Annotated in this window: 14 protein-coding genes, 3 rRNA genes and 2 pseudogenes; 4 read left to right on the top strand and 15 right to left on the bottom strand. The window is 68.5% G+C overall.

Going from position 1 to position 23,824, the window contains the following annotated elements; translation table 11 throughout:
• Positions 1-17: 17 nt before the first annotated feature.
• From V8690_RS24835 to V8690_RS24820, 4 genes are all read right to left on the bottom strand, one after another.
• Entirely contained in the window at positions 18-662 is a 645-nt protein-coding gene (locus V8690_RS24835; protein ID WP_338782183.1) for an HAD family hydrolase, read from the bottom strand.
• A 61-nt stretch (positions 663-723) separates the two neighbouring features.
• A 5S ribosomal RNA gene (gene rrf, locus V8690_RS24830) occupies positions 724-840 on the bottom strand.
• Positions 841-929: 89 nt separating this feature from the next.
• A 23S ribosomal RNA gene (locus tag V8690_RS24825) occupies positions 930-4,049 on the bottom strand.
• 309 nt (positions 4,050-4,358) lie between these two features.
• A 16S ribosomal RNA gene (locus V8690_RS24820) occupies positions 4,359-5,886 on the bottom strand.
• The 16S, 23S and 5S rRNA genes sit together here, the layout of an rRNA operon.
• Positions 5,887-6,706: 820 nt before the next feature.
• Between V8690_RS24820 and trpS the strand changes: the two genes are divergently transcribed.
• The gene (trpS, locus tag V8690_RS24815) at positions 6,707-7,744 is read left to right on the top strand and encodes a tryptophan--tRNA ligase (protein ID WP_338782181.1); all 1,038 of its coding nucleotides are present in this window, start codon (positions 6,707-6,709) and stop codon (positions 7,742-7,744) included.
• 45 nt (positions 7,745-7,789) lie between these two features.
• On the opposite strand, the gene proC is transcribed toward trpS, so the two are convergent.
• The 6 genes from proC to V8690_RS24785 all read right to left on the bottom strand — a co-directional run bounded on the left by proC (position 7,790) and on the right by V8690_RS24785 (position 12,575).
• Positions 7,790-8,602: a pyrroline-5-carboxylate reductase gene (gene proC / locus V8690_RS24810; protein ID WP_338782179.1), complete on the bottom strand. Its 813-nt coding sequence runs from the start codon at positions 8,600-8,602 to the stop codon at positions 7,790-7,792.
• A gap of 134 nt (positions 8,603-8,736) precedes the next feature.
• Positions 8,737-9,522 (bottom strand): ABC transporter permease, encoded by a 786-nt coding sequence (locus V8690_RS24805; protein ID WP_338782177.1) that lies wholly within the window; start codon positions 9,520-9,522, stop codon positions 8,737-8,739.
• Positions 9,519-10,352 (bottom strand): ABC transporter ATP-binding protein, encoded by an 834-nt coding sequence (locus V8690_RS24800; protein WP_338782175.1) that lies wholly within the window; start codon positions 10,350-10,352, stop codon positions 9,519-9,521. Before V8690_RS24800 ends, V8690_RS24805 begins: the two co-directional genes overlap by 4 nt.
• Positions 10,353-10,384: 32 nt before the next feature.
• Positions 10,385-11,230 carry a class I SAM-dependent methyltransferase gene (locus V8690_RS24795; RefSeq protein WP_338782173.1) on the bottom strand — a complete coding sequence of 282 codons (846 nt, stop codon included), beginning with the start codon at positions 11,228-11,230 and terminating at the stop codon, positions 10,385-10,387.
• Positions 11,231-11,292: 62 nt separating this feature from the next.
• Positions 11,293-11,778, bottom strand: a complete 486-nt coding sequence (locus V8690_RS24790) for an EamA/RhaT family transporter (protein ID WP_338782171.1) — start codon at positions 11,776-11,778, stop codon at positions 11,293-11,295.
• Positions 11,779-12,245: 467 nt separating this feature from the next.
• On the bottom strand, positions 12,246-12,575 hold the full coding sequence (locus V8690_RS24785) for an SH3 domain-containing protein (RefSeq protein ID WP_338782169.1): 330 nt from the start codon (positions 12,573-12,575) through the stop codon (positions 12,246-12,248).
• 181 nt (positions 12,576-12,756) lie between these two features.
• Between V8690_RS24785 and V8690_RS24780 the strand changes: the two genes are divergently transcribed.
• Entirely contained in the window at positions 12,757-14,934 is a 2,178-nt protein-coding gene (locus V8690_RS24780) for a serine/threonine-protein kinase (protein ID WP_338782166.1), read from the top strand.
• Positions 14,935-15,004: 70 nt separating this feature from the next.
• Here V8690_RS24780 and ilvD read toward each other — a convergent pair whose 3' ends face one another.
• The 4 genes and pseudogenes from ilvD to V8690_RS24760 all read right to left on the bottom strand — a co-directional run bounded on the left by ilvD (position 15,005) and on the right by V8690_RS24760 (position 19,521).
• Entirely contained in the window at positions 15,005-16,858 is a 1,854-nt protein-coding gene (ilvD, locus tag V8690_RS24775) for a dihydroxy-acid dehydratase (RefSeq protein WP_338782164.1), read from the bottom strand.
• Between the two features lie 137 nt (positions 16,859-16,995).
• Positions 16,996-17,639: pseudogene (locus V8690_RS24770) on the bottom strand (TetR family transcriptional regulator).
• Complete coding sequence (locus tag V8690_RS24765; protein ID WP_338782162.1) at positions 17,636-18,460, bottom strand: sugar phosphate isomerase/epimerase; 825 nt, start codon at positions 18,458-18,460, stop codon at positions 17,636-17,638. The pseudogene V8690_RS24770 and the gene V8690_RS24765 overlap by 4 nt, the downstream one beginning before the upstream one ends.
• Before the next feature lie 128 nt (positions 18,461-18,588).
• Positions 18,589-19,521, bottom strand: a complete 933-nt coding sequence (locus V8690_RS24760) for a Ppx/GppA phosphatase family protein (protein ID WP_338782159.1) — start codon at positions 19,519-19,521, stop codon at positions 18,589-18,591.
• A gap of 71 nt (positions 19,522-19,592) precedes the next feature.
• On the opposite strand from V8690_RS24760, the gene V8690_RS24755 reads away from it, so the two are divergent.
• Entirely contained in the window at positions 19,593-20,393 is an 801-nt protein-coding gene (locus V8690_RS24755) for a hypothetical protein (protein ID WP_338782157.1), read from the top strand.
• A gap of 61 nt (positions 20,394-20,454) precedes the next feature.
• Here V8690_RS24755 and V8690_RS24750 read toward each other — a convergent pair whose 3' ends face one another.
• Complete coding sequence (locus V8690_RS24750; protein ID WP_338782156.1) at positions 20,455-22,173, bottom strand: hypothetical protein; 1,719 nt, start codon at positions 22,171-22,173, stop codon at positions 20,455-20,457.
• Positions 22,174-22,369: 196 nt separating this feature from the next.
• Between V8690_RS24750 and radA the strand changes: the two are divergent.
• A pseudogene (gene radA / locus V8690_RS24745) lies at positions 22,370-23,778 on the top strand (DNA repair protein RadA).
• Positions 23,779-23,824 lie beyond the last annotated feature (46 nt).

The following is a 23,824-nucleotide window of genomic DNA, read 5'->3' as shown; positions in this document are numbered from 1 at the left end:
TTCAGCTTCTACGACCCTCACATGAGCAGCACAGTCAGCTCTCCCATGTCGGAGAAGAGCCACCCGGCCCCGGCCAGCCTCTCCGCCGGCGTCATGGCGGTGAACCCGTACACATCCATCCCCGCCGCGACCGCCGCCTCCACCCCCAGCGGACTGTCCTCGACGACGACACATCGCTCCGGCTCGACGCCCATGCGCTCGGCCGCGTACAGGAACAGATCGGGAGCCGGCTTCCCCCGCCCGACATCCTGCGAGCTGAAGATCCGCCCCTCGTCGAACCACCGGTCGAGCCCGGTCGTCCGATGCCCCACCCGGATCCGCTCATGACTCCCGGACGACGCCACGCAGTACGGCACGGAGTCGGCGGCAAGCTTCTGAAGCACCTCCTCGACACCGGCCACCGGCTTCAAGTCCCGCTCGAAGGCCGCGAAGACCCGAGCGTGGAACACGTCGTCGAAGTCCACCGGCAGCCGCTGCCCGGTCCGCTCCGCGACCATTTCGTGTACGCGGTGCATGGCAGCGCCCATGTAGTCGCGCAGGGACTCCTCGTAGGACGTCGGGTGCCCGAGCTCGGTCAGATAGGCGGCCAGGAGCCGGTTGGAGATGGGCTCACTGTCGACGAGGACACCGTCGTTGTCGAAGATCACGAGGTCATAGCGCATGGATCGACCCTAAACGCAGAAAACCCCCGCATCCGAAGATGCGGGGGTTTTCCCAAAGATTGTTCGGCGGCGTCCTACTCTCCCACAGGGTCCCCCCTGCAGTACCATCGGCGCTGTAAGGCTTAGCTTCCGGGTTCGGAATGTAACCGGGCGTTTCCCCTACGCTATAACCACCGAAACACTATGAAACTGACAACCGCACCACACCGTGACCATGGCATGGGGCTGTTCGTGGTTTCAGAACCAACACAGTGGACGCGAGCAACTGAGGACAAGCCCTCGGCCTATTAGTACCGGTCAACTCCACACGTTACCGTGCTTCCATATCCGGCCTATCAACCCAGTCGTCTACTGGGAGCCTTACCCCATCAAGTGGGTGGGAGTCCTCATCTCGAAGCAGGCTTCCCGCTTAGATGCTTTCAGCGGTTATCCCTCCCGAACGTAGCCAACCAGCCATGCCCTTGGCAGAACAACTGGCACACCAGAGGTTCGTCCGTCCCGGTCCTCTCGTACTAGGGACAGCCCTTCTCAAGACTCCTACGCGCACAGCGGATAGGGACCGAACTGTCTCACGACGTTCTAAACCCAGCTCGCGTACCGCTTTAATGGGCGAACAGCCCAACCCTTGGGACCGACTCCAGCCCCAGGATGCGACGAGCCGACATCGAGGTGCCAAACCATCCCGTCGATATGGACTCTTGGGGAAGATCAGCCTGTTATCCCCGGGGTACCTTTTATCCGTTGAGCGACGGCGCTTCCACAAGCCACCGCCGGATCACTAGTCCCGACTTTCGTCCCTGCTCGACCCGTCGGTCTCACAGTCAAGCTCCCTTGTGCACTTACACTCAACACCTGATTGCCAACCAGGCTGAGGGAACCTTTGGGCGCCTCCGTTACCCTTTAGGAGGCAACCGCCCCAGTTAAACTACCCATCAGACACTGTCCCTGATCCGGATCACGGACCCAGGTTAGACATCCAGCACGACCAGACTGGTATTTCAACGACGACTCCACCTGAACTGGCGTCCAAGCTTCACAGTCTCCCAGCTATCCTACACAAGCCGAACCGAACACCAATATCAAACTGTAGTAAAGGTCCCGGGGTCTTTCCGTCCTGCTGCGCGAAACGAGCATCTTTACTCGTAGTGCAATTTCACCGGGCCTATGGTTGAGACAGTCGAGAAGTCGTTACGCCATTCGTGCAGGTCGGAACTTACCCGACAAGGAATTTCGCTACCTTAGGATGGTTATAGTTACCACCGCCGTTTACTGGCGCTTAAGTTCTCAGCTTCGCCCACCCGAAAGTGAGCTAACCGGTCCCCTTAACGTTCCAGCACCGGGCAGGCGTCAGTCCGTATACATCGCCTTACGGCTTCGCACGGACCTGTGTTTTTAGTAAACAGTCGCTTCTCGCTGGTCTCTGCGGCCACCCCCAGCTCAGAGCGCGAAGCTCATCACCGGATGTGGCCCCCCTTCTCCCGAAGTTACGGGGGCATTTTGCCGAGTTCCTTAACCATAGTTCACCCGAACGCCTCGGTATTCTCTACCTGACCACCTGAGTCGGTTTAGGGTACGGGCCGCCATGAAACTCGCTAGAGGCTTTTCTCGACAGCATAGGATCATCCACTTCACCACAATCGGCTCGGCATCAGGTCTCAGACTATTGCCAGGCGGATTTACCTACCTGACGTCCTACACCCTTACCCCGGGACAACCACCGCCCGGGATGGACTACCTTCCTGCGTCACCCCATCACTCACCTACTACCACCTTGGTCCGGCGGCTCCACCACTCCCCTTCGCCCGAAGGCTCCAGGGCGGCTTCACGGCCTTAGCATCAGCGGGCTCGATGTTTGACGCTTCACAGCGGGTACCGGAATATCAACCGGTTATCCATCGACTACGCCTGTCGGCCTCGCCTTAGGTCCCGACTTACCCTGGGCAGATCAGCTTGACCCAGGAACCCTTAGTCAATCGGCGCACACGTTTCTCACGTGTGAATCGCTACTCATGCCTGCATTCTCACTCGTGAACCGTCCACAACTCGCTTACGCGGCTGCTTCACCCGGCACACGACGCTCCCCTACCCATCCACACACCCGTTGGGGCTGTTGTATGAATGACACGACTTCGGCGGTACGCTTGAGCCCCGCTACATTGTCGGCGCGGAATCACTAGACCAGTGAGCTATTACGCACTCTTTCAAGGGTGGCTGCTTCTAAGCCAACCTCCTGGTTGTCTCTGCGACTCCACATCCTTTCCCACTTAGCGTACGCTTAGGGGCCTTAGTCGATGCTCTGGGCTGTTTCCCTCTCGACCATGGAGCTTATCCCCCACAGTCTCACTGCCGCGCTCTCACTTACCGGCATTCGGAGTTTGGCTAAGGTCAGTAACCCGGTAGGGCCCATCGCCTATCCAGTGCTCTACCTCCGGCAAGAAACACACGACGCTGCACCTAAATGCATTTCGGGGAGAACCAGCTATCACGGAGTTTGATTGGCCTTTCACCCCTAACCACAGGTCATCCCCCAGGTTTTCAACCCTGGTGGGTTCGGTCCTCCACGAAGTCTTACCTCCGCTTCAACCTGCCCATGGCTAGATCACTCCGCTTCGGGTCTTGAGCGTGCTACTCAAACGCCCTATTCGGACTCGCTTTCGCTACGGCTACCCCACCCGGGTTAACCTCGCAACACACCGCAAACTCGCAGGCTCATTCTTCAAAAGGCACGCAGTCACGAGATGGAAGCAAGCTTCCATCCGACGCTCCCACGGCTTGTAGGCACACGGTTTCAGGTACTATTTCACTCCCCTCCCGGGGTACTTTTCACCATTCCCTCACGGTACTATCCGCTATCGGTCACCAGGGAATATTTAGGCTTAGCGGGTGGTCCCGCCAGATTCACACGGGATTTCTCGGGCCCCGTGCTACTTGGGTGTCTCTCAAACGAGCCGCTGACGTTTCGACTACGGGGGTCTTACCCTCTACGCCGGACCTTTCGCATGTCCTTCGCCTACATCAACGGTTTCTGACTCGTCTCACGGCCGGCAGACCGTGAAAGAGAGATCCCACAACCCCGTATACGCAACCCCTGCCGGGTCTCACACGCATACGGTTTGGCCTCATCCGGTTTCGCTCGCCACTACTCCCGGAATCACGGTTGTTTTCTCTTCCTGCGGGTACTGAGATGTTTCACTTCCCCGCGTTCCCTCCACACTGCCTATGTGTTCAGCAGCGGGTGACAGCCCATGACGACTGCCGGGTTTCCCCATTCGGACACCCCCGGATCAAAGCCTGGTTGACGACTCCCCGGGGCCTATCGTGGCCTCCCACGTCCTTCATCGGTTCCTGGTGCCAAGGCATCCACCGTGCGCCCTTAAAAACTTGGCCACAGATGCTCGCGTCCACTGTGCAGTTCTCAAACAACGACCAGCCACCCATCACCCCACCCCTGAGGGCGAGTTCACTGGGGCCGGCGCCGAGGAAAAATCCATTCCCTCAGACACCCAACAGCGTGCCCGGCCAGCTCCCGCCCGGAGATCGTGCGTTCCACGCTCTTACGAGCAGTACTAGCAGCCTCCGACCCGAGGTCCTGGCCGAGTAGTCAACGTTCCACCCATGAGCAACCAGCATCAGACACTCGCTGATGTACTGGCCTCTGACCTCACCCCGAAGGGATCGGTGAGAAGTGCTCCTTAGAAAGGAGGTGATCCAGCCGCACCTTCCGGTACGGCTACCTTGTTACGACTTCGTCCCAATCGCCAGTCCCACCTTCGACAGCTCCCTCCCCACAAGGGGGTTGGGCCACCGGCTTCGGGTGTTACCGACTTTCGTGACGTGACGGGCGGTGTGTACAAGGCCCGGGAACGTATTCACCGCAGCAATGCTGATCTGCGATTACTAGCGACTCCGACTTCATGGGGTCGAGTTGCAGACCCCAATCCGAACTGAGACCGGCTTTTTGAGATTCGCTCCACCTCGCGGTATCGCAGCTCATTGTACCGGCCATTGTAGCACGTGTGCAGCCCAAGACATAAGGGGCATGATGACTTGACGTCGTCCCCACCTTCCTCCGAGTTGACCCCGGCGGTCTCCCGTGAGTCCCCAGCACCACAAGGGCCTGCTGGCAACACGGGACAAGGGTTGCGCTCGTTGCGGGACTTAACCCAACATCTCACGACACGAGCTGACGACAGCCATGCACCACCTGTACACCGACCACAAGGGGGACCCTGTCTCCAGGGTTTTCCGGTGTATGTCAAGCCTTGGTAAGGTTCTTCGCGTTGCGTCGAATTAAGCCACATGCTCCGCCGCTTGTGCGGGCCCCCGTCAATTCCTTTGAGTTTTAGCCTTGCGGCCGTACTCCCCAGGCGGGGCACTTAATGCGTTAGCTGCGGCACGGACAACGTGGAATGTTGCCCACACCTAGTGCCCACCGTTTACGGCGTGGACTACCAGGGTATCTAATCCTGTTCGCTCCCCACGCTTTCGCTCCTCAGCGTCAGTATCGGCCCAGAGATCCGCCTTCGCCACCGGTGTTCCTCCTGATATCTGCGCATTTCACCGCTACACCAGGAATTCCGATCTCCCCTACCGAACTCTAGCCTGCCCGTATCGACTGCAGACCCGGGGTTAAGCCCCGGGCTTTCACAACCGACGTGACAAGCCGCCTACGAGCTCTTTACGCCCAATAATTCCGGACAACGCTCGCGCCCTACGTATTACCGCGGCTGCTGGCACGTAGTTCAGCCGGCGCTTCTTCTGCAGGTACCGTCACTTTCGCTTCTTCCCTGCTGAAAGAGGTTTACAACCCGAAGGCCGTCATCCCTCACGCGGCGTCGCTGCATCAGGCTTTCGCCCATTGTGCAATATTCCCCACTGCTGCCTCCCGTAGGAGTCTGGGCCGTGTCTCAGTCCCAGTGTGGCCGGTCGCCCTCTCAGGCCGGCTACCCGTCGTCGCCTTGGTGAGCCGTTACCTCACCAACAAGCTGATAGGCCGCGGGCTCATCCTGCACCGCCGGAGCTTTACAGCCCCCACCATGCGATGGAGACTCATATCCGGTATTAGACCCCGTTTCCAGGGCTTGTCCCAGAGTGCAGGGCAGATTGCCCACGTGTTACTCACCCGTTCGCCACTAATCCCCACCGAAGTGGTTCATCGTTCGACTTGCATGTGTTAAGCACGCCGCCAGCGTTCGTCCTGAGCCAGGATCAAACTCTCCGTGAATGTGTACCGGTAATCCGGTCGACACCACGAGAGCGGAACAGTCGGAGGAATAATCCGACCGTTCACAGCGTCCTCGCTGTGTTTTTTCAAAGGAACCTCGCCCCAGCAGATGCTGGAGACGGGGTATCAACATATCTGGCGTTGACTTTTGGCACGCTGTTGAGTTCTCAAGGAACGGTCGCTTCCTTTGTACTCACCCTCTCGGGCTTTCCTCCGGGCGCTTCCCTTCGGTCTTGCGTTTCCGACTCTATCAGATCCTTTTCGATCCGATTTCCTCGGTGCTTTCCAGGTTCCCGCTTCCGCGTTTCCCTTTCCGGCGACTCTGACTCTATCAGATCCTCTCGGGCCTGATTCCCTGTCAGCAGGGTTTGCCTTCTCGGCTGTTGGGCCGTTCCGACGAGTGAGACTTTAGCGGATTCCTCGGCTCCCGAGCCAATCGGGGGCCGCGTCCTTTCGAACGGGGGATTCCTCATCCCGTAAATACACATGCCAATGAAACGACGACAGAACTACTGCGTCGAGTAGTGGTTGGTACCTGCGGAGTGGCTGTCCGGGGACCGACCGGAGTCGGCGCTCACGTCGGACAACTCGGAGAACACTACGGATGGGGTCCGGGCGTGTCAACTCAAGGGCGGACGGCACTCCCGGGGCGTACTGTGGGGTGCATGACGACGCGTACGTGCCTCCAGCTGTGGTGGGCCGCCTGACGGCGGCCGTTCGCACGTATGCACTCAACGGCCGCCGTTTCGGCGGCCGTTCTTGTTTCTCCCTCCAGGGGCGGCCGCCGGGGCGGCGGTCCCGGCCAGGAGGTGGAGGAGAGATGACACGGGTCTTCAGCGGGGTCAAGCCGACGGGGCATCTGACGCTGGGGAACTACCTGGGAGCCATGCGGCGGTGGGCTGCCGTCGACCAGTACGAGGCCGACGCCTTGTTCTGCGTCGTCGATCTGCACGCGCTGACCGTGGACCACGATCCAGCGCGGGTACGCAGGCTGAGCCGGCAGGCGGCGACCTTGTTGCTGGCGTCCGGGCTTGATCCGGAGCTCTGCACGCTGTTCGTGCAGAGTCATGTGGACGAGCACGCCCGGCTGTCCTACGTGCTGGAGTGCGTGGCCACCGACGGTGAGATGCGGCGGATGATCCAGTACAAGGAGAAGGCCGCGCGGGAGCAGCGGCGGGGTGGGAGTGTGCGGCTGTCGCTGCTGACGTATCCCGTGCTGATGGCGGCGGACATCCTGGCGTACGGGGCTGACGAGGTGCCGGTCGGGGACGACCAGGTGCAGCATGTGGAGCTCACGCGGGATCTGGCGGTGCGGTTCAACCAGCGGTACGGGCATACGTTCGTGGTGCCTCGGGCCACGCGCCCGGGGGTGGCGGCTCGGGTGATGAACTTGCAGGATCCGACGTCGAAGATGGGCAAGAGCGATGACGTCGGGCCGGGGATCGTCTATCTGCTGGACGAGCCGGACGTGGTGCGGAAGAAGGTCGTGCGGGCCGTCACCGACAGTGGGCGGGAGGTCGTGTACGACCGGGAGGCCCGGCCGGGGCTCGCCAATCTGCTGGAGATTCTCGCGGCGTGCTCGGGTGGGAGTCCGGAGGAGCTGAGCGGTACGTACGCGTCGTACGGGGACTTGAAGAAGGACACCGCGGAGGCTGTGGTCGAGGTGCTCAGGCCCGTGCAGGCGCGGCACAAGGAGTTGTGTGCGGATCCCGGTTATGTGGAGCGCGTGCTGCGGGACGGTGCGGAGCGGGCCCGCGGGATGGCTCGGCCGACCGTGGATGCCGCTTATCGCGCGATCGGGTTGCTGCCTGCCGTGCCGGAGGCTGCGGACGCGGGTGGGGCCGTGCTGAGGGCGTGAGTGGTGCGGGGGTCGGGGGCGGGTCGCCCTCGGCCCCCGCAGGGCTCAGCTGTTGTTGCCGGTGGCCAGGGCGCGGCTGCGGTCGCGGGCGGCTTCGAGGGCGGCGATGAGGGCGGCTCGTACGCCGTGGTTCTCGAGTTCGCGGATGGCGTTGATCGTCGTGCCGGCGGGGGACGTGACGTTCTCGCGGAGCTTGACGGGGTGTTCACCGCTGTCGCGGAGCATCGTCGCGGCGCCGATCGCGGACTGGACGATCAGGTCGTGGGCCTTGTCGCGGGGCAGGCCGAGGAGGATGCCGGCGTCGGTCATGGCTTCGACCAGGTAGAAGAAGTAGGCCGGGCCGGAGCCGGAGAGGGCCGTGCAGGCGTCCTGCTGGGACTCGGGGACACGGAGCGTCTTGCCGACGGCGCCGAAGATCTCCTCGGTGTGGGCGAGGTGGTCGGCGGTGGCGTGGGTGCCGGCGGAGATGACGGACATCGCCTCGTCGACCAGGGCGGGGGTGTTCGTCATGACGCGGACGACCGGGGTGCCGGGGGCGAGGCGTTCCTCGAAGTACGCGGTGGGGATGCCGGCGGCTCCGCTGATGACCAGGCGGTCGGCGGGGACGTGCGGGGCGAGTTCGTCGAGGAGGGTGCCCATGTCCTGCGGTTTGACCGTGAGGATCAGGGTGTCGGCGATCTTCGCGGCTTCCGGGTTGGTGACCGGGGTGACGCCGTAGCGGGTGCGGAGTTCTTCGGCTCGTTCCTGGCGGCGGGTGGTGACCAGGAGGTCGGCCGGGGTCCAGCCGGCTCGGATCATTCCGCTGAGCAGGGCTTCGCCGATCTTGCCGGTGCCGAGGACTGCGACTTTCTGGGTCATGGCGCGGGGTGCCTCCGGGGGTGCGTCGTCCGGGGTACATCCTCGCACCGGAGAGGTGCCGGCGGCTTGGGTGTCCGCTGGGCGGGATGTCGGGGGAGGTGCCGGTGGGGGTTGCCCCGGGCGGTGCTGTCGGCTTATGCCGTCCTGCGTCGTAGTGTCGCCGCGCCCAGGGCCAGGACCAGCAGGGCGCAGCCGGCCACTACCAGGGTGTCGCGGACGAACGTGGCGGTCATGTCCGTGTGGCGGAGGACCTCGTTCATGCCGTCCACCGCGTAGGACATGGGGAGGACGTCGGAGATGGCCTCCAGGACCGGGTGCATGTTGTCGCGGGGCGTGAACAGGCCGCAGAGGAGGAGCTGGGGGAAGATCACCGCCGGCATGAACTGGACGGCCTGGAATTCCGAGGCCGCGAAGGCCGAGACGAAGAGACCGAGGGCCGTGCCGAGGAGGGCGTCGAGGAGGGCCACCAGGAGCAGGAGCCAGGGGCTGCCGTTCACGTCGAGGCCGAGGAACCAGACCGCGAGGCCCGTGGCCAGGGCGGACTGGATGATCGCGAGGGTGCCGAAGGCCAGGGCGTAGCCGGCGATGAGGTCGCCTTTGCCGAGGGGCATGGCGAGGAGGCGTTCGAGGGTGCCCGAGGTGCGTTCGCGCAGGGTGGCGATGGAGGTCACCAGGAACATCGTGATCAGCGGGAAGATCCCGAGCAGGGACGCGCCGATGCTGTCGAAGGTGCGCGGGCTGCCGTCGAAGACGTAGCGCAGCAGGAGCAGCATCACGCAGGGGATGAGGATCAGCAGCGCGATGGTGCGGGGGTCGTGGGCGAGCTGGCGCAGGACGCGGGTTGCGGTGGCGGTGGTGCGGGAGGCGTTCAGGGCCCTCGGTGGGGTGGGGGTGATCGTGGCGGTGGTCGTGGTGGTCATCGCGTCGTCTCCTCGGTGCGGGCTGCCGCCTTTGCCTCGTCCACCAGGTGCAGGAAGGCCTCCTCGACCGTGTCCGCGCCGGTGCGGGTGCGCAGGGCGTCGGGGGTGTCGTCGGCGAGGAGCTCGCCCTCGCGCATGAGGAGGAGGCGGTGGCAGCGCTCGGCCTCGTCCATGACGTGGGAGGAGACAAGGAGTGTCGCGCCGCGGCTAGCCGCGATGTCGTGGAAGAGGGTCCACAGGTCGCGGCGCAGGACCGGGTCGAGGCCGACGGTCGGTTCGTCGAGGACCAGGAGTTCGGGGGTGCCGAGGAGGGCTACGGCCAGGGAGACGCGGCTGCGCTGGCCGCCGGAGAGGTTGCCGGCCAGGGCGTCGGCGTGGGGGGTGAGGTCGACGTCGGCTATCGCGCGGGTGACGTTGTCGTCGCGGCGTGCGGCGGCGGACCTGCCGGGGTCGAGTATCGCGGCGAAGTAGTCGAGGTTCTGGCGGACCGTCAGGTCGTCGTAGACGGACGGGGCCTGGGTGACGTAGCCGATGCGGGTGCGGAGGGTGGGGTGGCCGGCGGGGTGGCCGAGGACGTCGAGGGTGCCGGTGACCTTGGCCTGGGTGCCGACGATGGCGCGCATGAGGGTGGACTTGCCGCAGCCGGAGGGGCCCAGCAGGCCGGTGATCTGGCCGCGGGGCACCGTGAAGCCGAGGTTGCGCAGGACGGTGCGGGGGCCTCGGGTGACGGTGAGGTTCTCGGCGTGGATGGCCGTTGGGTTCTCGGTGTGGGCGGCTGTGGGTTCCGGGGTGGTGTCGGGGCGTGGTGGCCCAGGAGCATTATTCATCATGCGATGAATAATGCTCCTGGGAGCGGGGTGCGTCAAGCGGGGGCCTTCGCCAGGAGGAGGAGTACGTCGTAGACCTCCTCGACGATGCCGTCCGGGAATGCCCTGAGGAGGTGCTCGCGCTCCTCGGCCAGGAAGGCCGCGGTGTGTTCCTCACCGTTCACCAGGAAGACCGAGTGGCTGCCGATGTTGGCGAGGTGGGTGTCGACGGGGATGCGGCGGCTCCAGCGGACCGTGCGGCGAGTGAAGTCGAGGCGGCCGGTGGGGTCGGCGGCGCGGGCGTCGACGTTCCGCTTCTCGGCCGAGATGTCGATGTCGAAGTGGCGCTCTGTGCGGGCGGCGGCCTCGGCGATCCACGGCACGTCGAGGGCGTCGGTGTTCCACCAGAGGGCGAGGGCACCGCCGGGACGCAGGACGCGGAGGGCCTCCGGCACGGATCGGGCGGGGTCGGTCCAGTGCCAGGCCTGGGCGTAGGTGACGAGGTCGACGGAGGCGTCGGCGAGGGGGAGGTCGTCGCCGGTGCCGCGGACGATCGGGATGTCCGGGAGGGTGCGGCGGAACTGGGCCGCCATGCCGTCGCCGGGTTCTACGGCGATGACGTTCGCGCCGCGGGCGTGGAGCAGGGCGGTCGCGATGCCGGTGCCGGCGCCGATGTCTGCGACGCGGGAGCCGGGGAGGGGGTGGCCTGCCAGGGCTTCTAGCGCGTCGAAGAGGGCTGGGGGGTAGGAGGGGCGGTTGGCCGCGTACTGGGCTGCGGCGGTGTTGAAGGAGTGGGCTCGGGCGGTGCGGGTGGGTGGCGTGGGTGTGGGCGGCGTGGGTGTGGGGGGTTCGGGGGTGGTTTCGGCTCCGGTGGGGTGGTGGGCGGAGGGGTGTGGGGTCATACGGCCATGGTGGCCGGGGGTGGGGGTGAGGGGTGGTGAGTTTTCGGTGAGAGGCCGGCGGGTTATGCGCGGCGGCGCATCTTCGACGGGTTGCCCGAGCGGCGGGTCGTGCGCTTCTCGTGGTGCTTGCGAGCTGCCTCGTACTCCTCGCGGCGGAGCCTTTCGCCGGGGGCCTCGGTGAGGGAGCGGAAGAAGTACGCGAGGAGGGAGCCGACGAAACCGATGGTCAGGAGGGAGCGGAGGGACGCCTGGCGGTCGGGGTCGGGGCGGCGGGTGAAGCCGTCCCAGGTGTGGCGGAAGGCCAACGCGCTACAGATCGCGAACATCACGACCATGAGCAGGGTCACGAAGCTGCCGATCGCGGCGATCCGGAGGCCCTGGTAGGCGAGGCGGAGGACGAGGCAGGAGACGACTGCGGCGGCGAGTGAACCGATGGCGACGCCGATGCGGCGGGCTGTGTAGCCGTTGTCGTGGTTCAGCCAGGTCGTGCCGAAGAAACGGAGGGGCTCGGGGCGGGGGGCGAGGGGGCCGTCGTTCTCTGCGCTCACCGGTCGATTATGGCTCGGGGCGGGCGGGTGTGTGCCTGCGGCGGCCTGCGCGGGTGCGGTGAGGGGTGCCGTACCTTCGCCTACGCGCGGGGTGTGGGTCGGGGACGTGCCGGGGGGTGTCCGTCCTCCGAACGGCGCGACGGGGTCGGACACCGGCCGGCTCCCCGTTGACGCGCCAACCGCTGCGGGCGGACACCCCCCGACACGTCCCCTTCTCGCCGTACGGGTGCGGGCGCGCGGTGCTCCCGCCTCGGCTATCGCGGGCCGCCGCTGCGGTCGCGGGTGCGGGCGCGTGGTGATCCGTTCAGCCGCCGGAGGCGCCGCTGCGGGCAGTCGTGCCGCTGGGGCGGCACCCGTCCCAGCGGCACCTCGTCGCGCCGAGCTGCGCAACGCCCGGGCCCAGCACCACCGCCGAGCAACCGGACGACGCCGGGAACGACAAGAACCCCCGGCCCAGCTACCGCAGGTCAGCCGCAGCGTGGGCGGATGTAGCCGTCGCTGCCCGTGTTCACGTAGGCGTCCGAGACGTACTGGCCGCTCGCGATGTTGTCCCAGATGTTCGTCGTGCCGTACGGGCCCGTCACGCTGGTGCCGGGTGTCTGGCAGTGGATCGCGACTCGGGAGCCCTCGGGCAGGACCTTGACGATCGGGTAGCCGGTGCCGGGACCGCTGCGGACGTTGAGGCGGACGCCCGGTGCGATCGAGAAGTACGTGGCCGCCGCGGCCAGCGTGGTGACCAGCGGCATGCCGGCCTCGTGTGCGCCGCGTTCGGCCTCTTCGACAGGCTCGACTGACATGAAAACCTCCCCCGTTGAACCCCATGGCTGCCATGGGATCCCGTTGATTCCCCTGAATCGCGCCATCAAACACCTGTGCGTGACTCGCCAGCGGAGGCTAGCAAGCCACCTCTGTCTCGTACGAGTCATCGACTAGGCTCCGTGCGTCGCGCGCGCGGACGAACAGCACGGGGGTGGTCCCATGGCGCCACAGCGAAACGTCGGATCGGGCCCGGAAGCGGAACTTCCTGAGTACGCCGGGCACTACCGGCTGGAGTCCTGTCTGGGCTCGGGCGGCATGGGGGTCGTGCATCTGGCCCGGAGCACCTCCGGGATGAAGCTCGCCGTGAAGGTCGTACACGCGGAATTCGCCAAGGACCCCGAGTTCAGGGGCCGTTTCCGGCAGGAGGTCGGGGCGGCCCGGCGGGTCAGCGGCGCCTTCACCGCGCCCGTCGTGGATGCCGATCCCGAGGCCGGACGGCCCTGGATGGCCACGCTGTTCATTCCGGGTCCGACGCTGGCGCAGGAGGTGAAGCGGAACGGGCCACTGGCCCCGGCGCAGTTGCGTCGGCTGATGGCCGGGCTCGCGGAGGCCCTGCGGGACATCCACCGGGTCGGGGTCGTGCACCGGGACCTGAAGCCGAGCAATGTGCTGCTCGCCGAGGACGGGCCGAAGGTCATCGACTTCGGCATTTCCCGGCCAAAGGACAGCGAGTTGCGGACCGAGACCGGGAAGCTGATCGGTACGCCGCCCTTCATGGCGCCCGAGCAGTTCCGGCGGCCCAGGGAAGTGGGGCCCGCCGCCGACGTGTTCGCCCTCGGGTCCGTGATGGTGCACGCGGCCACCGGGCGGGGGCCGTTCGACTCCGACAGTCCGTACGTCGTCGCCTATCAGGTCGTGCACGACGAACCCGAGCTGGCCGGCGTACCGGAAGAGCTGGCACCGCTCGTGCTGCGGTGTCTCGCCAAGGAGCCCGAGGACCGGCCCTCCCCTGACGAGTTGATGCGGGAGCTGCGGTCGGTGGCGGCCTCGTACGACACACAGGCGTTCATACCTGCCCAGCGGGTGGACGGGGATCCGGCGGAGGAAGAGGGAGAGGCTCCGCCTGCGGCTGCGGCTGCGGCTGCGGCTGCGGAGCAGGTCGGCGGGGACGCTGGGCTCCCCTCGTCCGGCTCCGAGAGGCGCCGCCGGTCCAAGGTGCGGCTCGGCAGGCGGGCGGCTCTCGGTGCCGGGGCTCTCGGACTGGCCGTCGTCGGTGCGCTGGTGTCGGTTCCCCTGCTCGGGGGTGGCGGGCCGGCGGCCGAGGTCGCCGCTCCACGGACCACGTCGGCCGCGTTCGCCGCGTGGGAGGCGCCGCCGCTGTCCGGGAAGAGCGTGCCCCAGTGTTCGTACGCGGCGGGGAAGCTGCTGTGTGCGCAGACCGGGCTGGTCTTCGCTCTCGATCCTGTCGACGGGCGGCTGCTGTGGCGGCACCCTCTGGAGGGGGCCGCCGCGAGCGGGCCGCCGAGTGGGGCTCCGGTCGTGTCGGGCGGGCTGGTGCCGGCCGGGCTGGGCCAGGGGCCGCGGGTGACGATGCTCGATCCCGGCTCGGGTGACGTGGAGCGGCGGCAGGAGCTGCCCGGGTACGGGGGGCTCCGGGCCGTCGGCGGCATGCTGCTGCTCACCTCGGCCGACGGCACGGTCACCGGAGTGGAGAGCGCCTCGGGCGACGTGAAGTGGAGTCATCGGATTCCGGGGCAGGACGTGCCGTACTTCGTCTCGTTCCCCGGTGATCCGCTGGCGTACGCGGCGAGCGTGTCCGGTGACGGGTCGGGCACGAAGGTCACGGCGGTGGACCCGGGTACGGGAAACGTGATGTGGGACGCGCGGCTGGAGGGAGCGTTGCAGCCTCTCGGGACCGTGGACGGGGCGGTCGTGTTCGTGGCGGTCGACGCCGTGCGCGGGGAGGCGCGGGCCGTGGTCCGCTACGACCCGGAGAGCCGGGCGAGCGTGCGGGTGCCGTTGCGTACTCCGTTGCAGCAGGTGGCGGGGAGTGTGCGCGGGGACGTCGTTCACCTCATGGCGACGGGTGGAGCGCTGGTCGCCGTCGATCTGGAGGCGCGAAAGCAGCGGTGGAGTCTGGAGACGGGTGTCGTCCGGGGGTCGACGCCGGTCGCCGACGACCGGTACGTGTACGTGACCGCGCCGGACGGGCGGCTGCTCGCCGTCGACGCGCGGCGCGGGAAGCTCGTCGGGCAGACGCCGGTGCGGCTGGGCGACCGGTCGGACCGGGTTCCGGCCGCGCTTCCCGACCCCGTGCTGGTGGGCGACCGCGTCTACGCCGGTGCGCCGGACGGGACCGTCTTCGCCGTGGACGGGCGCGATCCGTCCGGCTGGTAGTGCGGGCCCGGCGTACGCGGAAGGGCCGCCCCCGGTCTGCCGGGGGCGGCCCTTCACGCATGGAGGACGCTCAGCCCAGCATGGTCACGTCCCGCACGGCGCCCTTGTCCGCGCTGGTCGCCATCGCCGCGTAGGCCCGCAGCGCGGCCGAGACCTTGCGGTCGCGGTTCTTCGGGGCGTACACGCCGTTCAGCGCCTGCTTGCGGCGGGCCAGCTCGGCGTCGTCGACGAGGAGCTCGATGGAGCGGTTCGGGATGTCGATGCGGATGCGGTCGCCGTCCTCGACGAGGGCGATGGTGCCGCCGCCGGCCGCCTCGGGCGAGGCGTGCCCGATGGAGAGGCCGGAGGTGCCGCCGGAGAAGCGGCCGTCGGTGATCAGGGCGCAGGTCTTGCCGAGGCCGCGGCCCTTCAGGTACGAGGTCGGGTAGAGCATCTCCTGCATGCCGGGGCCGCCCTTGGGGCCCTCGTAGCGGATGACGACGACGTCGCCCTCCTTGATCTGCTTCAGCAGGATCTTCTCGACGGCCTCCTCCTGCGACTCGCAGACGACCGCCGGACCCTCGAAGGTCCAGATCGACTCGTCGACGCCGGCCGTCTTCACCACACAGCCGTCGACCGCGAGGTTGCCCTTGAGGACCGCGAGGCCGCCGTCCCTGGAGTACGCGTGCTCGACGGAGCGGATGCAGCCGCCCTCGGCGTCCGCGTCGAGGGCCTCCCAGCGCTCGGACTGGGAGAAGGCCTCGGCGGAGCGGACGCAGCCGGGGGCCGCGTGCCACATCTCGATCGCCTCGGGGGACGGGGAGCCGCCGCGCACGTCCCAGGTCTTCAGCCAGTCGGCCAGGGACGGGCTGTGGACCGCGTGCACGTCCTCGTTGAGCAGGCCGCCGCGGTGCAGCTCGCCGAGGAGGGCGGGGATGCCGCCGGCGCGGTGCACGTCCTCCATGTAGTAGGTGCGGTCCTTGGCGACGTTCGGCGCCACCTTGGCCAGGCAGGGGACCCGGCGGGAGACCGCGTCGATCTCCTCCAGGCCGAAGGGGACGCCGGCCTCCTGGGCCGCGGCCAGCAGGTGCAGGATCGTATTGGTCGAGCCGCCCATGGCGATGTCGAGGGCCATCGCGTTCTCGAAGGCCGCGAAGGTCGCGATGTTGCGCGGCAGGACCGTCTCGTCGTCCTGCTCGTAGTAGCGGCGGGTGATGTCCATGACCGTGTTGGCCGCGTCGACGTAGAGCCGCTTGCGCGCGGTGTGCGTGGCCAGGACCGAGCCGTTGCCGGGGAGGGAGAGGCCGATGGCCTCGGTGAGGCAGTTCATCGAGTTGGCGGTGAACATGCCGGAACACGAGCCGCAGGTCGGGCAGGCGTTCTCCTCGATACGGAGGATGTCCTCGTCCGAGATCTTGTCGTTGACGGCGTCGGAGATCGCGTCGACCAGGTCGAGTGTGCGGACCGTCCCGTCGACCAGGGTGGCCCGGCCGGACTCCATCGGGCCGCCGGAGACGAACACCGTCGGGATGTTCAGGCGCAGGGCCGCGTTGAGCATGCCCGGGGTGATCTTGTCGCAGTTGGAGATGCAGATCAGGGCGTCGGCGCAGTGGGCCTCGACCATGTACTCCACGCTGTCCGCGATCAGGTCGCGGGAGGGGAGGCTGTAGAGCATGCCGCCGTGGCCCATCGCGATGCCGTCGTCGACGGCGATCGTGTTGAACTCGCGCGGGATGCCGCCGGCCTTGACGATCGCCTCGCTGACGATCCGGCCGACCGGCTGGAGGTGGGTGTGGCCCGGCACGAACTCCGTGAAGCTGTTGGCGACCGCGATGATCGGCTTGCGGCCGATGTCCGCACCCGGTACACCGGAGGCGCGCATAAGGGCGCGGGCGCCCGCCATGTTGCGGCCGTGGGTGACTGTGCGGGACCTCAGCTCGGGCATCGTCGCTCGCTCCTTCAGAGACTGCGTCAGAGGATTCGGAGATTTCTGACTGCTACCGAGCGTACGCCGGTCATCCAGAGGGCGGGACGGAGTGTCCGGAATACGGGATGCAAGTCTCGGCCGACGGCTCGGTGAGGCTACGGTTCGGTCAGGTGTCCCTGTACGACCGGTGCCAGGCGCGCGATGATCTGCTCCGGGTCCGCCGAGGCCAGCGGTTCGACCTCGATGACGTAGCGGAGTACGGCGGTGCCCACCAGTTGGGCGGCGGCGAGCTCGGCCCGCAGCTCTGCGTCCGGCAGGTCCAGTCGTCCCGCGATGCGGCGCAGCACCTGGGTGGCGACGATGCGGCGGAAGACGGCGGCCGCCGTTTCGTTGGTGACTGCGGAGCGGACGATGGCGAGCAGGGGCGCGCGGGTCGCCGGGTTCTCCCAGACGCCGAAGAAGAAGCGGACCAGGCGCTCCCCCACGCCGTCGAGCGGGCCCTCCTCGATGGCCTTCGGTGCCTGCATGGCGGGTGCGAAGGAGAGGGTGATCGCCGCTTCGAAGACCTGTTCCTTCGTCCCGAAGTAGTGGTGCACGAGCGCCGAGTCGACCCCGGCCGCCTTGGCGATGCCGCGTACGGACGTCTTCTCGTAGCCGCGCTCGGAGAACTCCTCGCGGGCGGCGGTCAGGATGCGGTCGCGGGTGTCGGCCGACTCCGTGCGTGGGGGCCGGCCCGGCGGCGGGCGGTGGTCCCGGTGCCGGTGGCGTTCGGGGGTTCGCCCGGTGGGACGTCGTTCATCGCCTCGGCACCTTCGCCGCCGAGGCCAGGTGCAGGCGCGTGAAGGCCAGTGCCTCCGCCAGGTCGGCCTCGCGCTCCGCGCTCGACATGGCACGGCGGGTGTTGACCTCGATCACGACGTGCCCGTCGAAGCCGGTCAGGGCGAGCCGCTCCAGCACCTCGGCGCAGGGCTGGGTGCCGCGGCCGGGCACCAGGTGCTCGTCCTTGGCCGAGCCCCTGCCGTCGGCGAGGTGGACGTGGCCCAGGCGGTCGCCCATGCGGTCGACCATGTCCAGGGCGTCGGCGCGGGCCGTCGCGGTGTGGCTGAGGTCGATCGTGAAGTGGCGGTAGTCGTCCTTCGTCACGTCCCAGTCGGGGGCGTACGCGAGCATCTCGCGGTCGCGGTAGCGCCAGGGGTACATGTTCTCGACGGCGAACCGTACGTCCGTCTCGTTCGCCATGCGCCAGACGCCCGCGACGAAGTCCCGGGCGTACTGGCGCTGCCAGCGGAAGGGCGGATGGACGACGACGGTGCTCGCGTCGAGCTTCTCGGCCGCCGCGCGGGCCCGCTGGAGCTTGGTCCAGGGGTCCGTCGACCAGACGCGCTGCGTGATGAGCAGGCAGGGGGCGTGGACGGCCAGGACCGGGATCTGGTGGTAGTCGCTGAGTCTGCGCAGGGCCTCGATGTCCTGGCTGACCGGGTCGGTCCAGACCATGACCTCGACTCCGTCGTAGCCGAGGCGCGCGGCGATCTCGAAGGCCGTGGCCGTCGACTCCGGGTAGACCGAGGCCGTCGACAGGGCGACCTTCGCGTCCGGGATCCTTACGGCTGGCTCTGCCATGCAGGACAGATTACGGGGTGTGGTTGGGGTGGAGCGGGGGGGCCTATTCGCCGTTGTGGCGTTTGCCATAGGCGGTGTGGGCCGTTCTGTGGCCGCTTGCTCTGTTCCCCCCGCGTCCCTTGGGGTCGCTACACCGACTCCATGTGATCCAGGCGACGCAGGATCACGCCCTCCCTGAGCGCCCACGGGCAGATCTCCAGGCGCTCCACGCCGAAGAGGTCCATCGCGGCCTCGGCCACCAGGGCCCCCGCCAGCAGCTGGCCCGCCCTGCCCTCCGAGACGCCCGGGAGCTCGGCTCGTTCCGCCTCCGTCATGCCGGCCAACCTCGGGACCCAGCCCTCCAGGGACTCCCGCTTGAGTTCGCGCTGGACGTAGAGGCCCTCGGCGGAGCGGGCGGCTCCGGCGATGCGGGCGAGCTGCTTGAAGGTCTTGGAGGTCGCGACGACGTGGTCGGGCGGGCCGAAGCGGCTGAACTCGCCGACCGTGCGGGCGATCTCGGTGCGGACGTGGCGGCGCAGGGCCCGGACGTCGTCCGGGGCGGGCGGGTCGCCGGGCAGCCAGCCGGCGGTGAGGCGGCCGGCGCCCAGCGGCAGGGACGCGGCCGCGTCGGGCTCCTCGTCGATGCCGTAGGCGATCTCCAGGGAGCCGCCGCCGATGTCCAGGACCAGCAGCTTCCCGGCCGACCAGCCGAACCAGCGGCGGGCGGCGAGGAAGGTGAGGCGGGCCTCCTCCTCGCCTGTGAGGACCTGGAGCTCGACGCCGGTCTCGGTGCGCACGCGCGCGAGGACGTCGTCGGCGTTGCGGGCCTCGCGTACGGCGGAGGTGGCGAACGTCAGGAGGTCCTCGACGCCCTTGTCCTCGGCGGCCTGGAGTGCCTCCTGGACGACCGAGATCAGCCGGTCGACGCCCTGGGGGCCGATCGCACCGTCGTCGTCGAGGAGCTGGGCGAGGCGCAGTTCCGCCTTGTGCGAGTGCGCGGGCAACGGGCACGCGCCGGGATGCGCGTCCACCACGAGCAGATGCACCGTGTTCGATCCCACGTCGAGGACACCGAGTCTCATGTACGGAACGCTACTGCCAGTCCTGCCGTCCGCCGTCCTCGGTGTGGGTACAAGGCCCGTACCCTGGACTCGTGCCAAAGACGAAAAAGGCGAAGCGCGACAAATCATCGGGCATCGTGGATTCCGACGAGAAGGGCCTCGACTTCGCCCGCGCGTGGGTGGAATTCCCTGATCCGGCGGACGACGAGCAGGTCTTCCGCTGCGATCTGACATGGCTGACCTCTCGCTGGAACTGCATCTTCGGCAGCGGCTGCCAGGGCATCCAGGCCGGCCGCGCGGACGACGGGTGCTGCACCCTGGGTGCCCACTTCTCCGACGAGGACGACGAGAAGCGGGTCGCCGAGCATGTGGCGAGGCTCACGCCGGACATCTGGCAGCAGCATGCCGAGGGCACGCGGAACGGCTGGATCTCCGAGGACGAGGACGGCGACCGGCAGACCCGCCCCTTCCAGGGCTCGTGCATCTTCCAGAACCGGCCCGGCTTCGCGGGCGGCGCGGGCTGTTCGCTGCACATCCTCGCCCTGAAGGAGGGCCGCGAGCCGCTGGAGACGAAGCCGGACGTGTGCTGGCAGCTGCCGGTGCGGCGGACGTACGAGTGGATCGACCGGCCCGACGACACGCGTGTGCTCCAGGTGTCGATCGGTGAGTACGACCGCCGCGGCTGGGGGCCGGGCGGCCACGACCTGCACTGGTGGTGCACCTCGGCGACCTCGGCGCACGGCGCGGGCGACCCGGTGTACGTCTCCTACCGGCCGGAGCTGATCGAGCTGATGGGCAAGGCGGGCTACGACCGGCTGGTGGAGCTGTGCGAGGAGCGGCTGGCCTCGCAACTGCCGTTGCTGGCGCCGCATCCGGCGGATCCGGTCGACTGACGACCGCGACCCCTACGGCTTCCAGGGCTGCCAAGACCGTTTACAGGGCTGCTACGACCGTCTAGGACGTGGGCGGGCTCGGGTCGCCGCCCTCCGAGGGCGGGGGCGTCGAGCCCGTCGAATCCGTCGGGCCCGGGTCCGTGGGTGTGGGGTCCGGGTCGGGTGACGGGGGCGGGGTGGTCGGCGTCGGGTCCGGTGGGGCCGAGGTCGTGGGCGTCGGGTCGGGCGGGGTGGGAGGCGGGTCGCCCGGACCGCCGGGGCGGGGGTCCGGACGCGGGCCGGGGTCGGAGGGGCTCGGCGCGGTGCCGAAGCCCTCGATGTGGACGACGGCGCCCACCGGTGCGATCGCCACCTGCGCGCGCCAGGGGCCGGAGGGCTCCCGCAGATGGTCGACGTACACCTTGATCGTCAACGACTCGCCGGGCCGGAGCGTTCCCGACGACTGGCTCAGGTAGAGCCAGTCCGCTCCCGTGGACGCGGACCAGCGGACCGGGGCCGGGCCCGCGGCGGTCAGGGTGACGAGGGTGGTGTCGCCGCTGTTGTCGGCCGTGACGTCCAGGGCGCTCTTCCGGCCGGCGCTGGCGACGCCGATGACCTCCACGGAGACGTCGGCCTTGCCGTTCTTGTCGAAGCGGGGGCCGGGTCTGGTGCTCGCGTTGCCGGTGTTCTCGTAGCCCCCGTCGGCCATCTCGCCGTCCAGGGCGAAGGGGTCGCCCGCCTCGCGCGCGGTGGCCGAGCGGCCGTCCTGGCCCTCGCCGACGGGAGTGCCCCGGTAGGCGGCCCACAGGGCGAGCACGGGAGCGGCCACGACGGTGGCCACGACGGTCGTGGTGACGGCACGCGCGCGGAGGCGGTCCCTTCGGGCGGCGCGGTCCTTGGGGTCCATCGGGAACCCGCGCCGGTCGAAGCGGGGTCCGGCGCCACGCGCGCGTGGGTGGGGGGCCATGGCGACGTGCAGGGCCGCGCGAGGGGCCGGCAGGACGGGCAGTTCGGCGGGTGTGACGCTGGTGCCGGGCCAGCGGCCGGGGATGGCGCGCTCGGCGGTGCGGCGGCAGCGCGGGCAGTCGTCGACGTGCCGGACGAGTTCGCGGCGCAGAGTCGTGCCGAGCACGGGCCGGTCGTCGCCGACGAGGTGCGCGACGCTCGGACACGCCCCGGTCTCGACCACGGCGAGGGCCGCACGTGTGCGTTCGACCTCGCAGGCGGCGGAGGCGAGCAGGTCGCGGGTGGCGGCCGGGTCCATGCCCAGGACGGCGGCGACCTCCTGGGCGGCGAGGTGGTGGCGCACGGCCAGTTCGAGCGCCTCGCGCTGCTCCGGGCTGGTGCCGGCGGCCTCCGGCCACGCCAGCAGGGCCAGTTCGCGCCGCCGCCGCTCCTGGACCTCCTCGGACACGGCCGGGCCTGGCCGGCCGGTGCGCCGCGGGCGGCCCGCCGCGTGGCTGCTCTGACGTTTCTGCTTGGCCTCGGCCAGCTTGCGCAGGCACGCCCAGCGGGCCAGCGCGTACAGCCACGCCCTGCGGTCGGCGGGGGCGTCGGGGACGTGCCGACTGCGGCGTTCGGCGAGGGCGAGGGCCTCGCCCAGGGCGGCGGTCGCGGCGTCGTGGTCGCACAGCACGGACAGGCAGTACGTGAACAGGCCGTCCAGGTAAGGCTCGTAGCGCGCGGGCGGCCGCTGCGCCAGCGTGCGCGCCGCCCCGCGGTCACGCGCTTCCCGGTGCGCCCGGTGCGGGCCGGCCGTGCGGGTCGAGCGGGTCGAGATCTCCGGAGTACTGCTCATCATTCGGCGACCGTAGGCGGCCGGGAGTGGCACCTTCTTGCGGCTTGAGCACATTTAATCCGTACGGGTGAAACGATCCCTCAAAAGGGGACATGAACCAGTGGTTCCGCCGCTGGCGCGGGGTGGCGGGGCCCTGGCGCGCAGGTGGCCGACCCGGTCGGCCACCGCGTTGTCAGTGGTGGCGGCTACGGTTTCGTCCATGGCTGCCCGTACGAAGACCACCAAGGACCGCCCGTCCTACCGCTGCACGGAGTGCGGCTGGCAGACGGCGAAGTGGCTCGGCCGCTGCCCCGAGTGCCAGGCCTGGGGGACGGTCGAGGAGTTCGGCGCGCCCGCGGTCCGTACGACGACACCGGGGCGGGTCACCACCTCCGCCCTGCCCATCGGCCAGGTGGACGGCCGCCAGGCGACGGCCCGCTCCACCGGCGTGCCCGAGCTGGACCGCGTGCTGGGCGGCGGGCTGGTCCCCGGCGCGGTGGTGCTGGTCGCGGGCGAGCCGGGCGTCGGGAAGTCGACGCTGCTGCTCGACGTGGCGGCCAAGTCGGCGAGCGACGAGCACCGCACGCTGTACGTCACGGGCGAGGAGTCGGCGAGCCAGGTCCGGCTGCGCGCCGACCGCATCCACGCCATCGACGATCACCTCTACCTGGCCGCCGAGACGGATCTGGCGGCGGTGCTGGGCCACTTGGACGCGGTCAAGCCGTCGCTGCTGATCCTGGACTCGGTGCAGACGGTGGCCTCACCGGAGATCGACGGCGCGCCCGGCGGCATGGCCCAGGTGCGGGAGGTCGCCGGGGCGCTGATCCGGGCCTCCAAGGAGCGCGGCATGTCCACGCTGCTGGTGGGCCATGTCACCAAGGACGGCGCCATCGCGGGCCCGCGCCTGCTGGAGCACCTGGTCGACGTCGTCCTGAGCTTCGAGGGCGACCGGCACGCCCGCCTCCGCCTGGTCCGGGGCGTCAAGAACCGCTACGGCACCACCGACGAGGTCGGCTGCTTCGAGCTGCACGACGAGGGCATCACGGGCCTCGCCGACCCGAGCGGACTCTTCCTGACCCGCCGGGCCGAACCGGTCCCGGGCACCTGCCTGACCGTCACCCTGGAGGGCCGCCGCCCGCTGGTCGCCGAGGTCCAGGCGCTCACGGTCGACTCGCAGATCCCCTCCCCGCGCCGCACCACCTCGGGCCTGGAGACCTCCCGGGTCTCGATGATGCTCGCGGTGCTGGAACAGCGCGGCCGGATCAGCGCTTTGGGCAAAAGGGACATCTACTCCGCGACGGTCGGCGGTGTGAAGCTCTCGGAGCCCGCGGCGGACTTGGCCGTCGCCCTCGCCCTGGCCAGCGCGGCGAGTGACACACCTCTCCCCAAGAACCTCGTCGCGATCGGGGAGGTCGGCCTCGCGGGCGAGGTGAGACGGGTCACGGGCGTGCAGCGCAGGCTGGCCGAGGCCCACCGTCTGGGCTTCACCCACGCCCTCGTACCGGGCGACCCGGGCAAGATCCCCTCGGGCATGAAGGTCCTGGAGGTAGCGGACATAGGGGACGCCCTGCGGGTCCTCCCCGGTCCCGTCGCAGAGAGGCCCCCCGGGACGAGGAGGGTCGCCGGTAGACTTTGCCCTGGTCTCGCCCGTCCGTGCGAACCAAGTGTGCGACGC

It is taken from the genome of Streptomyces sp. DG1A-41, assembly GCF_037055355.1.
In the GTDB taxonomy this organism is placed as follows: Bacteria; Actinomycetota; Actinomycetes; order Streptomycetales; family Streptomycetaceae; genus Streptomyces.
Note: the sequence above shows the minus strand (reverse complement) of the source record. Positions and strands in the feature narration are given on the sequence as shown.

What these genes read in the sequence shown, in the direction of transcription:
- V8690_RS24835 (WP_338782183.1), bottom strand. Translation starts at nt 662, where the DNA reads ATGCGCTATGACCTCGTGATCTTCGACAACGACGGTGTCCTCGTCGAC.
- trpS (WP_338782181.1), top strand. Translation starts at nt 6,707, where the DNA reads ATGACACGGGTCTTCAGCGGGGTCAAGCCGACGGGGCATCTGACGCTG.
- proC (WP_338782179.1), bottom strand. Translation starts at nt 8,602, where the DNA reads ATGACCCAGAAAGTCGCAGTCCTCGGCACCGGCAAGATCGGCGAAGCC.
- V8690_RS24805 (WP_338782177.1), bottom strand. Translation starts at nt 9,522, where the DNA reads ATGACCACCACGACCACCGCCACGATCACCCCCACCCCACCGAGGGCC.
- V8690_RS24800 (WP_338782175.1), bottom strand. Translation starts at nt 10,352, where the DNA reads ATGATGAATAATGCTCCTGGGCCACCACGCCCCGACACCACCCCGGAA.
- V8690_RS24795 (WP_338782173.1), bottom strand. Translation starts at nt 11,230, where the DNA reads ATGACCCCACACCCCTCCGCCCACCACCCCACCGGAGCCGAAACCACC.
- V8690_RS24785 (WP_338782169.1), bottom strand. Translation starts at nt 12,575, where the DNA reads ATGTCAGTCGAGCCTGTCGAAGAGGCCGAACGCGGCGCACACGAGGCC.
- V8690_RS24780 (WP_338782166.1), top strand. Translation starts at nt 12,757, where the DNA reads ATGGCGCCACAGCGAAACGTCGGATCGGGCCCGGAAGCGGAACTTCCT.
- ilvD (WP_338782164.1), bottom strand. Translation starts at nt 16,858, where the DNA reads ATGCCCGAGCTGAGGTCCCGCACAGTCACCCACGGCCGCAACATGGCG.
- V8690_RS24765 (WP_338782162.1), bottom strand. Translation starts at nt 18,460, where the DNA reads ATGGCAGAGCCAGCCGTAAGGATCCCGGACGCGAAGGTCGCCCTGTCG.
- V8690_RS24760 (WP_338782159.1), bottom strand. Translation starts at nt 19,521, where the DNA reads ATGAGACTCGGTGTCCTCGACGTGGGATCGAACACGGTGCATCTGCTC.
- V8690_RS24750 (WP_338782156.1), bottom strand. Translation starts at nt 22,173, where the DNA reads ATGATGAGCAGTACTCCGGAGATCTCGACCCGCTCGACCCGCACGGCC.